Source organism: Ensifer sp. EB106-03-01-XG145, assembly GCF_058792075.1.
Genome location: NZ_JBYTEC010000004.1, coordinates 82,973 through 96,064, shown reverse-complemented (window position 1 = coordinate 96,064; position 13,092 = coordinate 82,973). Strand labels below are relative to the sequence as shown.

At 61.3% G+C, this 13,092-nt stretch carries 13 protein-coding genes; 5 read left to right on the top strand and 8 right to left on the bottom strand.

From position 1 onward, the window contains the following. Positions 1-16: 16 nt before the first annotated feature. The 6 genes from AC3WWH_RS12910 to AC3WWH_RS12885 all read right to left on the bottom strand — a co-directional run bounded on the left by AC3WWH_RS12910 (position 17) and on the right by AC3WWH_RS12885 (position 5,809). Entirely contained in the window at positions 17-826 is an 810-nt protein-coding gene (locus tag AC3WWH_RS12910; RefSeq protein ID WP_058321888.1) for an inositol monophosphatase family protein, read from the bottom strand. Beyond that, a complete protein-coding gene (locus AC3WWH_RS12905) occupies positions 823-1,794 on the bottom strand; it encodes a sugar phosphate isomerase/epimerase family protein (protein WP_058321889.1) in 972 nt (323 codons plus the stop codon). Before AC3WWH_RS12905 ends, AC3WWH_RS12910 begins: the two co-directional genes overlap by 4 nt. An 85-nt stretch (positions 1,795-1,879) precedes the next feature. Further along, on the bottom strand, positions 1,880-2,938 hold the full coding sequence (locus tag AC3WWH_RS12900; protein ID WP_058321890.1) for an ABC transporter ATP-binding protein: 1,059 nt from the start codon (positions 2,936-2,938) through the stop codon (positions 1,880-1,882). 2 nt (positions 2,939-2,940) lie between these two features. Beyond that, positions 2,941-3,729 (bottom strand): ABC transporter permease, encoded by a 789-nt coding sequence (locus AC3WWH_RS12895; RefSeq protein ID WP_058321891.1) that lies wholly within the window; start codon positions 3,727-3,729, stop codon positions 2,941-2,943. Next, the gene (locus AC3WWH_RS12890; RefSeq protein ID WP_113399280.1) at positions 3,726-4,610 is read right to left on the bottom strand and encodes an ABC transporter permease; all 885 of its coding nucleotides are present in this window, start codon (positions 4,608-4,610) and stop codon (positions 3,726-3,728) included. Before AC3WWH_RS12890 ends, AC3WWH_RS12895 begins: the two co-directional genes overlap by 4 nt. A gap of 80 nt (positions 4,611-4,690) precedes the next feature. Beyond that, entirely contained in the window at positions 4,691-5,809 is a 1,119-nt protein-coding gene (locus tag AC3WWH_RS12885) for an ABC transporter substrate-binding protein (protein WP_058321893.1), read from the bottom strand. A gap of 225 nt (positions 5,810-6,034) precedes the next feature. Here AC3WWH_RS12885 and pdxR point away from each other — a divergent pair, with 225 nt between their 5' ends. Next, positions 6,035-7,519: a MocR-like pyridoxine biosynthesis transcription factor PdxR gene (pdxR, locus tag AC3WWH_RS12880; RefSeq protein ID WP_113399281.1), complete on the top strand. Its 1,485-nt coding sequence runs from the start codon at positions 6,035-6,037 to the stop codon at positions 7,517-7,519. A 180-nt stretch (positions 7,520-7,699) separates the two neighbouring features. Here pdxR and AC3WWH_RS12875 read toward each other — a convergent pair whose 3' ends face one another. Beyond that, on the bottom strand, positions 7,700-8,194 hold the full coding sequence (locus tag AC3WWH_RS12875) for a YciE/YciF ferroxidase family protein (protein WP_058321958.1): 495 nt from the start codon (positions 8,192-8,194) through the stop codon (positions 7,700-7,702). 130 nt (positions 8,195-8,324) lie between these two features. Between AC3WWH_RS12875 and AC3WWH_RS12870 the strand changes: the two genes are divergently transcribed. The 4 genes from AC3WWH_RS12870 to AC3WWH_RS12855 all read left to right on the top strand — a co-directional run bounded on the left by AC3WWH_RS12870 (position 8,325) and on the right by AC3WWH_RS12855 (position 12,684). After that, a complete protein-coding gene (locus AC3WWH_RS12870) occupies positions 8,325-8,540 on the top strand; it encodes a hypothetical protein (RefSeq protein WP_162752584.1) in 216 nt (71 codons plus the stop codon). Positions 8,541-9,014: 474 nt separating this feature from the next. After that, entirely contained in the window at positions 9,015-10,931 is a 1,917-nt protein-coding gene (locus tag AC3WWH_RS12865) for an ABC transporter ATP-binding protein/permease (RefSeq protein ID WP_492376993.1), read from the top strand. A gap of 102 nt (positions 10,932-11,033) precedes the next feature. Next, a complete protein-coding gene (locus AC3WWH_RS12860) occupies positions 11,034-12,074 on the top strand; it encodes a glutathione synthetase (protein WP_058321895.1) in 1,041 nt (346 codons plus the stop codon). A 139-nt stretch (positions 12,075-12,213) separates the two neighbouring features. Then, the gene (locus AC3WWH_RS12855; protein ID WP_058321959.1) at positions 12,214-12,684 is read left to right on the top strand and encodes an NUDIX hydrolase; all 471 of its coding nucleotides are present in this window, start codon (positions 12,214-12,216) and stop codon (positions 12,682-12,684) included. 67 nt (positions 12,685-12,751) lie between these two features. Here the strand turns inward: AC3WWH_RS12855 and AC3WWH_RS12850 are convergent, their stop codons facing one another. Next, positions 12,752-12,946, bottom strand: a complete 195-nt coding sequence (locus AC3WWH_RS12850; RefSeq protein ID WP_057249919.1) for a hypothetical protein — start codon at positions 12,944-12,946, stop codon at positions 12,752-12,754. Positions 12,947-13,092 lie beyond the last annotated feature (146 nt).

The following is a 13,092-nucleotide window of genomic DNA, read 5'->3' as shown; positions in this document are numbered from 1 at the left end:
AAATGCGACTGGCCCACTAGTCCACTGCCGGGTCCTTCCCGCACTTTAACCGACCGAGCGCTTCGGCATGGAGCGTATCGTTTGCTGCCATGAGGACTGTCTCGTACCGGTGCGTGTCAGCCAGTGGGTGGCCCTCCCAGTCCGTAACGATACCGCCCGCCCCTTCGATGATGGGTATCTGCGGAAGGATGTCGTAATCGAACACGTTGCTCTCGACCAGGAGATCAACGCTACCGAGCGCAAGCAGACCGGCAGCGTAGCAATCGTGCGACATGCGCGTGAAGCGCGCCCCGGCGGCCAGCCGCGAGAAACGCTCTCTGGCATCGAGATCGAACTGCTCCAGCGCCGATGTATAGACGATCGCCTCCTTGAGACGGGCCGTATCGCTCGTTTGGACCGGTACACCGTTGAAGAGGGTCGGGCATCCGCGCTGGCCAACCCAGCGCTCGTTTGTTACGGGCTGATCTATGATTCCAAGGAACGGCGTGCCCTGATGCAACAGAGCGATTTGGGTGCCGAAAGCCAGCGAGCCGGAAGCAAAAGACTTCGTGCCGTCAATCGGATCGAGCACCCAAACCCATTCCGCATGCGCGTTGGCAACGCCAAACTCCTCGCCGCGAACGCCGTGGTCAGGAAAGCACGTCTCGATCATCTGCCGCATCGTCATTTCGGCAAGGCGATCGGCTTCAGTAACGGGACTGCTGTCCGCTTTGGCTGAGATCTCCAGCCGTTGGCGGAAATAGGGGCGTATAACGGTGGCGGCGGCATCGGCCAGTTCGTGGGCGAATGCCAGAAACGCCGGCGGGCAGACGTGTTCGGCCGTCATTCTTGGACCTTCTCAGCTTGGGTTATGATTTTCTGCAACAGGCTTCGGACGGTTTCGACCTGCCCGTGGGCGGCCGCTATCTCCTGGCGCAGCCGCGTCTCCTGATTGCCCGTTCCGATCGTCGTGAAGCTTGGCGAGCGGGCGGGAATGAACGGGTCCCCGGCCTCGGAAGCAAAGCGGAGTGCAGGCGCGAAGTAGCCCTCCTCCTCTTCCAGCCCGAAGGCCAGGACCTGGGGCCTGTCGCCGCCAAGCAGCAAGAGTTCCACCAACATCGCGAGCATCGGCAAATCGCCGTTTCCAGACAGGCAGGCGAGATGCGCCCAACCGCCGCGGTCCGCCCGCACGAGGCAGTCCTTGACATGTACCTCGGTGATGTATGGCGCCTGCGCTGCCAGGGCCGACATCGGTGCTTCGAACGCATTGATCATGTTGCCGAAATCGAACAGGAGGCTGAGGCGCGGGTTAGCGACCGCCTCGATGATTTGGATCAACTCTGCTGATTTGAGATCCTCATGCTGTTCAAGCGTGAACCGGAGCCTGCCTTCAGGATCGAGTACCTCAAGCCGCCTGAGATCTGCGATCGTCCACGCAACGATCTGCGAGATACGCCCCTCGTAACGCGGATAGCAGCGAAGCGAGCTGGCTCCGATCAAAAGCGCAATGCGCACCGCATCCGAGAGCCCGGCAAGCTCCGTCGTGCTGGTTTCGACATGCAATTCCAGGCCGAACTCGCTCACCGCCGCGCCAAAGGCGCTCAACGCCTCGTCCGGCATTCTGGCGAGACTTGCCTGCTCGCCGTCCTCGACATGAATCTTGAGGCCCGCGAGACGCTGCCCTCTCGCGAATTCAACTAGATCCAAGGGTTTCATGCCGCCAAAGCGGAAGTTCAGGTGAAAGGCATAGGCATGGGCAAACAGCGGCGCGCGTCGTGCCCGCGCAGCGAGCCGCGCGCGACTTTCGGCCGACAACCCCTCTATCCTCTGCCTCCAGTTCGGACGATGCGTCATTTCCCATGGCATATCGGTCACCATCCTGGTTCCTTCGCGAGCTTCGTCAGGCGGCAAGAACGAGCAGGTCACGATCAGAAATACTGACCTCGACCGGGGTGCCGACCGAAGGCGGCGGCGTGTCGGGTTGGTTGAAGGTGTCGAGCGAGACGAACTGACCGGCAACCGCGACACGGATGCGGATCACAGACCCCAGGAAATGCACCTCCTCAATATGGCCGGAGAGAACGACGCTGCCCTCGTCTTTTCGCCCCAGCACCACTGTTTCCGGCCGGAGCGCCAGGCTCAACCGGTCACCAACCCGGCCGGGCAGTTCCCGGTTCAGCGCCACCGGGATATCCCCCAGCCCTACGCGCCCCGCGGCTGCGTCGAGGAGGCGGGCGTCGAGGAGATTGAGTGTCCCCACGAACTGCGCCACGAAACGCGTCGCCGGCCGATTGTAGATTTCAAATGGCGTGCCGACCTGATCGGCTATGCCTTGATGCATGACCACTACGCGGTCCGACATCGACAGCGCCTCTTCCTGATCGTGCGTCACGAAGATGGTGGTGATCCCGAGCTCCCGCTGGATGCGGCGGATCTCCTCCCGCAGGCTCATGCGTATCTTCGCGTCAAGCGCCGATAGAGGTTCATCAAGCAGCAGAACCTGCGGCCGGATTGCGAGCGCACGCGCCAAGGCTACCCGCTGCTGCTGGCCGCCGGAAAGCTGGAACGGGTAGCGCTCGCCGAGTTTCGGCAGGCCGACCATCTCCAACATTTCACCAACACGCGCGCTGATCGCTGCCTTTCCCTCGCCCTTTATTCGCAGGCCGAACCCGATGTTCTGCTCAACCGTAAGGTTGGGAAAAAGTGCATAGGCCTGGAACACCATCCCGATGTTGCGACGGTTAGCAGCCAGGCCGCTTACATCGCGCCCGTCGATGCAAATCGCGCCGGACGTCGGCGTCTCGAACCCGGCGACCATACGCAGGACCGTGGTCTTGCCGCAGCCGGAAGGCCCGAGGAAGGAGATGAATTCGCCCTTCTCGATGCCGAGATTGAAATCCTTGACGACGCGCTGCGCGCCGAAGGACTTTTCCAGATGAAGGATGTCGAGAAAGGCCATGGTCAACGCCTCACGGTAGAGAATTTGGAAAAGCGGGTGAAAAGCTGGATCAGCCCCATGCAGGCCCAGGTAATGGCAAAGGCCACCACCGCGAGCGCCGATGGCTCGTAGGCGCGATTGCCGCCCATCCAGACCATGTACGGACCGAAGGACCCGACGTTGAGCAAGGCGGCGAAGACATATTCGCCGATGACGATCGCGAAGGTCAGGAAGGCCCCTGAGAGTACCGAGACGAAGACGTTCGGCAGGATGACGACGGCGAGAATGCGCGCCCAGCCGGCCCCAAGACTCTGTGCCGCCTCCGTCAGGCTACCGATATCGATGGTGCGAAGGCCCGTGTCCACCGAGCGATACATGTAGGGTAGCGACAACGTCGCATACCCGAACAGAAGCAGGAGGTTGGTGCCCCACCAGCTTCCCGTCAGCGGCAGGGCCGAGGACGTGTTGTAAATGCGGATATAGCCGAAGACGATGACGATCGGCGGAATGACCAACGGCAGCAGCGTCAGGAACTCGACGATCGGGCGCAACCCGGGAAAACGCAGCCGCACGAAATAGGCGGTCGGGACCACGATCAGGATACCGAGTGCAATCGTCAGCAGTGCCAACACGACCGAATAGCCGAAGGTCTGCTGGAATTGCGGATCGGCCAGCACGACACGATAGGCTTCGAAGCTGTAGCCATCGCGCTGCATGCGCATGGAGAAATCGAACATGCCGACGAGCGGCAGCAGGAAGTAGAGCCCGCCCAAGGCGACGGCGAGCCAGGACCAGAGGCGTCTCTCCGTCATTTGACCCACCTTTCCGCACGCATGCGCAGGAGGATGTAGATCGCGTTGGCAATGGCGGTCAGCAGGATCATGGCAAAGGCGATGGCGTAGCCCAGATGCGGATCGTTGAGCACGTCGCCGCGGATCTGCGCAAACAGTACGATCGGCGCGATCGAGAGTGATGAGCCGGTCAGTGCGATTGCGGTCGCAACAGCACCAAAGGCATTGGCGAAAAGCAGAGCGAGCGTGCCGAGAAGCGAGGGCCACAGCACCGGCAACGCCACCAGTCGCCAGTATTGAAAACCGCTGGCGCCAAGGCTTTCCGCCGCCTCCCGCCATTCGCGCCGCAGCCCCTCCAGCGCTGGCGTGATAATCAGCACCATCAGCGGGATCTGGAAATAGAGATAGGTAAGTGCCAGCCCGAGAAACGAGACGATGTTGAAGCCGGCCCCGTAAAGATTGATGCCGAACCAATGGCGCAACAGCATGGTCACGAAACCGAGGCGGCCGAGTGTTGCGATGAAGGCGAAGGCGAGTGGCACACCGGCAAAATTCGAGGCGACGCCCGAGAAAGTGAGGATGGCATTGCGCAACGGGCGCGGAAGGCCACCGAGGGTGATGGCGGCAGCGATCAGGAAACCGAAAAGACATCCAAGTACCGCGGTCAGCAGGCTGAGCTCGATCGAAATCCAGAAGGCCGACCGTATCGAGGGCGCCAGAAGCTTGCCAAGGTTCTCAAGCGTCACATGTCCCTCAGCGTTGCGGAACGCGCCAAGCACGATGTTGAGAGTGGGTAGGATGAGGAAGAGCGTGGCAAAGAGGAAGAAAGGGGCAACCCCGAGCCAGCTGAGGACCTGCCGCGGCTTGAAGGCCGCCGGCAGGTATGCGACGCTTGTCGTCATCGGATTTGTCCCTGGAATAAATTGCGCCAAAGGCTGGCGAGAGGCCTCCTGACAGGTAAGCCTCCCGCCGACCGGGAGAGTTATTTCACGTTGGCGCCGACCACCTTGTCCCAGCCCTCGACCACCGCGGTCTTGTTGGCGGAAAGTTCATCGACTGTTGGGAAAATTGCCTTTTCATAGGCTTCGGCCGGCGGCAGCTTGTCGAGCAGCTCCTGCGGGAACTTGCCGGCCTTCAGCATGGCGTTGAAACGCGCGGGGTGGCAGTAGCCCTTCAGCCAGCCGGTCTGCCCCTCGTCGGAATAGAGATATTCCATCCAGAGCTTGGCGGCGTTCGGGTGCGGCGCATAGGCCGAGATCGCCTGCACATAGACGCCGGCGACGACACCGCTTGCCGGCACGACCACGTCCATCGGCGGATTGCCGTTCAGCGCGTCGCGCCAGGCCAGCAGATTGTAGTCCCAGGCAGCGACGATCGGCGTTTGCCCCTGTGCGATGGTGCCGGCCTTGCCGAGGACCGGCACGAAGTTGCCGGACTTGTTCAGTTCGGCAAAGAGCTCAAGGCCCTTGCCGCCGGATTCCGCTCCAGGCTTGGCGCCGCGCGAGATGCCTGCCGACATCAGCGCAAGGATCGCCTGCGCCGAGGACCGCGGGTCGCCGGTCAGCGCCACGGCCCCGGAGTATTCGGACTTCGACAGATCCGACCAGTCGGCCGGTGCGGTCTCAAGCAGGTCCTTGTTCACACCGAATGCCATGACGCCGTAGTAGTCGCCGTACCAATAGCCCTTCTCGTCCTTGATGTTGTCAGGGATTTCGTCCCAGGTCGCCACCTTGTAGGGTTGCAGGAGGCCCTCCTGCGCGGCGGCCGGCGCAAAGGCCAGGCCGAGATCGACGACGTCGGGTGCCTGCGAGCCGGTATTGCCCTTGTTCGCCCGGATTGCTTCCAGCTCATCGGCCGTACCGGCATCGGGGTTCAGCTCGTTGACCTCGATGCCCGGATATTTCGCCTTGAAGCCGGCGATCACTTCTCCGTAGTTGCACCAGTCGTGGGGCAGCGCGATGACTGTCAGCGTGCCTTCCTTGGTGGCAGCTGCCACGAGTTCTTGCGAAGCCTCGGCGCGGGCGATACCCGGCAGCGCCGCGGCCAGGGCAAGGGTGGAGACGAAGGCGCGGCTCGTTGCGCGCGATAGAAGTCTCTTCATGGTTTCCTCCTGTTGACCGTCTGCGACGGATCGTGGGCGATGACTACTTCTGTCCTTGCATCCGGTCGTCGGCACCGCCGTCAGGCCCGGTTCCCCCGCACCTTGTCTGCGTCCTGCGGAAGGCTGCATCGGTGCGTTTTCGTGTAGGGACAGGATGTAACAATTGGACGACAAAGAAACGTCCATTATGGTGCAATTGACTGTACCAATTTTGGAGACGCATCGGTGGTCAAACAGCTTGAAGGCCCGATCCTGCCTTTCCTTCGCCTTGATGCCTCGATTGCCCTGCCGAAATTCCGCCAGGTGCAGGACCAATTGCGCATGGCGATCCTCAAGGGGCACCTGCGCGCCGGAACACGCCTGCCTGCGAGCCGCATCCTTGCCGAAGAGTTGGGCCTGTCGCGCCAGACCTTGGTGCGCGTGCTCGATAACCTCAAGGCAGAGGGCTATCTGGAAGCCCGACAGGGAGCCGGTACCTTCGTGTCGGTGGCATTGCCTCGCCAATCCGCGAAACACCGGTTCACCCCAACTCCGCGGGATGCCGCAGAGACTGCACCGCAGCGCCTTTCGCGTATTGGCGAGCTGTCACGCCGGATGTCAGCCGATATCGGCCAGATGGAAGACAGGCCCTTCCTCCCCAACCGTCCGGCGCTCGACCGGTTTCCCTTTGCCGTCTGGCGGAAATGCTGGAATTCGGTGACGCGCGGTGGCAAGGCCGTGGCCATGGGTTATGGCGATGTTGCGGGCGAGCTGGTTCTGCGGCAGAGGATCGCCGAATATCTGGCCCTGCATCGGCGCGATCCCTGCGATCCCGAGCAGATCGTCATCACGCCCGGCGGGCATGCCGCCTTCACGCTCGCAGTCCTGGCGCTCGCCGATCCTGGCGATGGGATATGGTTCGAAAACCCGGGGCCCGTCACCACCAGCAACCTGTTCCGCACGCTCGGGCTGCGGCTGTGCCCAACGAAGGTCGACGCAGACGGTTTGGATGTCGAAGGCGCCATGGCTCGTTATCCCGATGCGCGGCTCGCCTTCGTCATGCCATCGCGCCACCACCCGCTCGGTGTCACCCTGTCGCTGCCGCGCCGGCTTGCCCTGCTCGAATGGGCGCGAGCAAACGATACCTGGATCATCGAGGACGATTACGACAGCGAATTCCGTTATGACGGCGCGCCGCTGCCCTCCATGCGCTCCATCGACGGCAACGGACGCGTGATCTATGCCGGCAGTTTCAGCAAAGCGCTCTATCCGGGTCTGCGTATCGGCTATCTCGTCTTGCCACCGCAACTGATCGGTGCTTTCCGCAACCTGTCGGCACTGATCCATCGCAGCGTGCCGGTCGAAACCCAGCTCGCGCTCGCCGAGTTCATCGGCGGCGGACATTTTGCCAGTCATCTGCGCCGCATGCGCGGCCTTTATGCCGAGCGCCGCGAGGCGTTCATGCAAGCCGGGCGGGACGTCCTTGCAGGGCTTGCCCGCGTCGACTGTTCCGAAAGCGGGCTCAACGCACTCGCTTGGCTGCAAGACGGGAGTGAAGACCAGGCCTCGCACCGCGCCGTGCTCGATGCGGGGCTGCAGTGCTATCCGCTATCCGACTATACGATCGCCACACCTCAGCCGGCTGCGCTCATTCTCGGCTATGCCGGTGTTCCGGCGGATCGGATGAAACCTCTTCTTCTTCGGCTGGCCGAAGCGATCGCCCGAAAATAGCCCCTCGTCGAGGACATGTTCCAGATCGCTCACCACGCAGCTAGCGCCGTATGCGACGGAGAACTCTGCGCGCGGCGCCGCGACTAGGCCTTCCGGCCCGGCTTTGTGCCAGGCTTCTTCTGGCCGATGACCCGAATTGGCGCGGAGGGCGAGCCTGCGCCCTCCGCCTTTTCACGATCGTCAGGCCGCCTTCGCCTTGATGTTGGCGGCAGAGAGAGCGATTTTGGTGAGTGCCTTGTCGGTGGCCGCTTCTTCCTGAAGGGTTTGGTCGAGCAGCGGCACCGCTTTCTCCAACCCAAGTTGCTTGGCCCAGGTCTTCAGGGTGCCATAGCGCGCGATCTCATAGTGTTCGACCGCCTGAGCCGTGGAGATGAGGCCGGCGTCGAGAGCCGGGCTCCCTTTGAACTCCTCGATGATCTCCTCGCCCTCGGCGATGATCCCCTGGATAGCCTCGCAGGTCTTTCCCTGCGCGCGCTTGCCAAGGATCTCGAAGACCTGTTGCAAGCGCTCGACATGGCCCTCCGTTTCGTCTCGGTGCTTCTGGAACGCCGCTTTGCTGTCGGGCAATTGCGCGGCGCGCGCCATCTTTGGCAGCGCTTTCAGTATCTGCCTCTCCGCATAGTAGATGTCCTTAAGGCCGTCATAGAACAGCGCCTCGAGCGTCTTCTCCGGCATAGCAAGCTCCTGTGCCATCTGGTTGGAACGCCTCCAACAGCCGCGGAGCCGAAAGGTTCCAGACGGAAACAATACTTCGCCGGCACCAGTTGGAACCCGTTCAGCGCGCCATGCATTGATGAGACCCGGCATGCTCGATCCAGCGCAACACAATGGCCGCCGGAGCATTCGAAACATCCAGTCGCAAGGAGAACTGGTAATGAAAGACAATGGCTCTGCCCCGGTCCCGGGCACATCAGCCAGAACAGGCGCGCGAAATACGAAGCGTGTGCGAGCAAAGCGCTTCGACCCATCGACGGTCTTTGCGAACGGCCACTACGACCTGACGGAATTCATCGCCAAATAGGACTCCAGCCGACGGCCGCCAGCGAGATCTTCGAGCGGACCGGACCGAGCTGGCGTAATATTGACCGCCACACGACAGAGCAATCCAGACCCGTGAGCCGGGACCCGCCTCTAGTTCGAATTGGCTAATCGCTAAACCTTGACGGGAATGCGCGCCTGGAGTTCAATCTCGTTTGAGGCGCAATGCTTCGAGGCCGCCAGAGGCCCGACAAAGGGAAGTGGCGGCCTCACCAGGCGACGGCGAAGCGTCGCTCGCCGCGACGGATGGCGCGCAGCAGCCCTCCTGGCGATCGGAACCGATGGGCATGAACTGGCAAGATTGACCGCGACGACATTTCAATCTCCCACGCTTAAGCCTCGGAGATAAAAGGGCATCGGCAAGTGGCAAGGGCCCTGATCCCTCTACCGCGGCATTCTTCGGGTTTGACAAGCCCGATCGTCGCCCCAGTTCATGGTGATGGCTTTAAGTGAGGTCGTGCGCAACAACGCACAACGAACAGCAGCACTGGTCAAATGGACCCTCGGTCGGGAACGACCGCGCCCGAGCGGCCCTGTTTCCTCCATGCGCAACTTCTGGGGCCTGTTGCTCGCCTATTGGCTCTCCGAACGTTGGCGCGAGGCCTGGGGCTTGACCTTTATCATCCTGCTGCTCACCGGATTGTCGGCGCAAGCAAGCGTCTACTTCGCCCTGACGTCCGGCGAGCTCGTCAATCGGATCGCCAATTTTCACCATCCCACCGTGCCCACCACGCCTTCGTCGCTCCTGACCACCGCAGCAACGCTCGCGGCGATCGCGATCACCAGGGATGCCGGGTTCACTGCGGTCCGTCATTTCTTCTCGACCACGCTCCACCGGAAATGGCGCCAGTGGCTGGATGAACGCTTCAACCAGGCGCTGCTCGATTCCAACCATACCCATTTCCACCTTCAGCAGAACGGATTTGGCGCCGCGACCGAAGGCGAGAGTTCGTCGCCCGACAACATCGACCAGAGGGTACAGGAAGCCATAAAGGGCATGACCGGCGGTGCCATCGGTCTTGGCGTGGGCATCGCCGGCGTTGTTTTGTCGCTTGGCTTCGTCGGGAGCAAACTGATCGAAACATCGAGCCCCGTCAGGGGGCTTGATCTGCTCGGCAGCTACGGCAGCGCCTGCCTGATGTTTCTGGCGATCGCGATCTACGTGCCGCTCAATACGTTCATCGCAGCCAAACTCGGCAGTGTCCTGCAGGGCCTGTCCACACGCATTCAATCGGCCGAGGGCAGCTATCGCAGCGAATTGAACCAATTGTTGCACCGTAGTTTTCATGTTGCGGTCATCAAGGGCGAACCGGCGCAGAAGGCCATCAACGGGCGCCGATATCGCGAGATCGACCACACCTGGACGAGGCTCAACCGCGTGACCGCCGGCTACATGGGCTTCGAGCTGGTGCATAATTTCCTCGGCTCACGCATCGTCGCCTATGCGCCAGGGCTACTCCCCTACGTCGACAAAACGATCAGCCTGCAGGACTATGTCACCGGCGCCGAGCTGGCGACGGCTCTGATCAACGAATGCTCGTGGTTCATCCATGCGATGCCCGACATCGCGACGCTCAGGGCGAATGCACACCGGATCACCGAGCTTGCCCAAGCAATAGAAGCGGTGCAGCAGCCGCAGAATTACTATGCTCGCAGCGGCCCCTCGGTGTTCGAGTACAAGACCCAGGACACCGCGCGCGGACTTACGATCCAAGCGGTCGAGCTCATGCATGCCGGCGATGACCAGGCTTTCCTGACCGCTGACGAACTGAATTTCCTTCCCGGAGAGTGGACCTTGGTGGTCGGTGAATCTGGAAGCGGCAAGACTTCGCTTCTGAAGGCAATCAACGGTCTGTGGGCACACGGACGCGGCACGATCACGACGCCGGAGAACGTGCGAAGCCTCTACGCTGCCCAGGACGTCAAGCTCCAGGGTGTTTGCCTGAAGGATCTCGTCTGCCTGCCGGATGAGGCTGACGCCCATGACGTCGCCTCTGTCGTATCGGCGTTGGAGGAAGCCGGGCTCGAAGAAATTACGGAAGGGCTTTCGAGCGATGGTCGCGATGGGCAGAACTGGGACAAGCTTCTGTCGGGAGGCGAGAAGCAGAAACTGGTCCTTGCGAGAATCCTGCTATTAAGGCCAGGCCTGCTCTTCCTCGACGAGGCGACAAGCGCCCTTGATAGCGACGCGGTTCGGGCGTTCCATCAATCGATCAAGGGCCATTGCCCGGAGGCGACGGTGATCGCCGTTATGCACGACACCTCGTCGATCCAGTCAGAAAGCGGGGTCGATTTCTTCGATAGCGTGCTCACCATCGACAACGGCATCGCGACGAAAACGCCAATTACCGACTGGCGCGATACGCAGGAGTAGCTGCCACCGGCGGCCCGCCCTATTTCTTGGGTCATGTGCCGCGCATTCATTTTGTGACGCGGCGTGAACAGCGATCAAATTCCCCCGAAGCTAGGAGCCCCAATGCGTATTGCCCTCCTTGTCAACGCACTCGAAACCGAAGCGCCGGCCTATACGACGACCGCATTGGCGCTTGCCGCGCTCTCTCGCGGACACGAGGTTCTTTACGTCACGCCTGGTGATTTTATCCTGCGCCCTGACGATACACTGATGATACGGGCGGCCGGTTTCGTCGGCACGCGACCGAAGAAGCCCGAGACGCTCTTGCGAGCACTTACGGACGCCGACAAAACCATCGTCAACGTCGAAGAAGTGGACGTTCTGCTGCTTCGCAACGATCCGTCGGAGGACGCCGAAAACCGACCCTGGGCATCTCACGCCGGGGCGAATTTCGGCCGTCTCGCCGCGGAGCGCGGTACGATCGTTGTCAACGATCCCTGCGGCTTGGCATTGGCCCAGGACAAGCTCTACTTCCAGGATTTCCCGGTGACCGTTCGCCCGACAACCTTGATCTCCAAGGACATCGATGAAATCCGTACGTTCATTGACAGCCACTCCGAGGGGGTGATCATCAAACCGTTGCAGGGTTCTGGCGGTCGAAACGTCTTCCGGGTGGGTACCAGCACGGAGGGCAATCTTACCCAAATTGTCGAGGCTGTCGGCGTCGTCGGCTATCTTATCGTGCAGAGCTACCTTCCGAAGGCGTCGGACGGCGATACGCGGTTGTTCCTGATGAACGGACGACCGCTGCACAGGGGCGACGTCTATGCTGCGTTCAGACGCGTGCCGCCCAAGGGAGACGTCCGCTCCAACATCCACGCAAGCGGCACTCCAAAGCCGGCCAACGTTACGAAGGAGATGCTGGCGATCGCCGAGACGCTACGGCCGAAGCTCGTTGAAGACGGCATGTTCCTGGTCGGCCTTGATATCGTCGGCGACAAGCTTCTCGAGATCAACGTATTCACGCCTGGCGGCCTCCAGACCATTCGCGAACTCCACGACATCGATTTCTGCGACGAGATCCTGGACTCGCTGGAAAACAAGGTGGACATCAAAAAGACCTATCGGGGATCACTCAGCAATCGGATCCTGTCGACGCTTTGAATTGGCGGCCCAATCCGTCGCGCGCTCCACTTTCGCGCAATGTGTTGACGGAACAGAACCGCCGATCCGGATGTTACTGTCCGCGAGTGGCAGGCAGAGCCCGTTTGCCGCAAAGGGCGACAAAGGAGATAGCGTTTCTGTGAATTTTCTACACCAGATTGTCTCTGACGTGCAGTTGATGCTTCGCCGGCCGCCGCGCATGCAGTACGCGGCCTTGTGTTATCGCTTTCGCAAAGACAACACACTGGAGATCCTTCTCATTACCAGCCGGGACACCGGACGCTGGGTCATTCCCAAGGGCTGGCCGATGAAAGGAAAGCGCGCGCATGAGGTGGCTGCGAGAGAAGCCTATGAAGAGGCTGGCGTGAAGGGCACCTGCCAGAGGTTTCCTTTCGGCCACTACTTCTACAAGAAGAGGCTGGACCATGGGCTCAAGATCTCCTGCAGGGTTCAACTCCACCCCCTGGAAGTCACGCGCATGCGCGGGAAATTCCCCGAGAAGGGAGAGCGAAAGCTCGCCTGGTTCGACTATCGGGAAGCGGCGAAGCGTGTCGCCGAGCCTTCGCTGCGCGACCGGATACTCCGTTTCGGACAGCAACGCGTTCCCTAGAGCCCCGCGCGTTTGGTTTCCAGAGCATCTTTCCGCTTCAAGTGATTCCACTTGAATGCGGGATCCTCTAGTGGACGCTGGCGACCTTGACGGCGTGGGCGAAATCCTCCGCCACCAGCTCACTGATCGCGATCAACACCTCCTCCACCGAAAACCCGGAGTCGATCGTCTCGCGGATCAAAAGCTGGAGGTCAAGTTCAACGACGTCCCGGCAATCCTCGAGCCGTTCCTCAGATACCGTGATGCTCTGCAGTTCTTCCATCGCGAGACTCCTCTTGACGTGGATTCTGCTGGTTCGCCCTCGCAAGCTTGTTCGCACGACCTTCCAACCCTTGGGAGGAGGTTTGAGTTCCGGCGAGAACTCCTCGAAGAGATCAAAGAAAGAGATTCGCTGCAACGCCTTGCGGT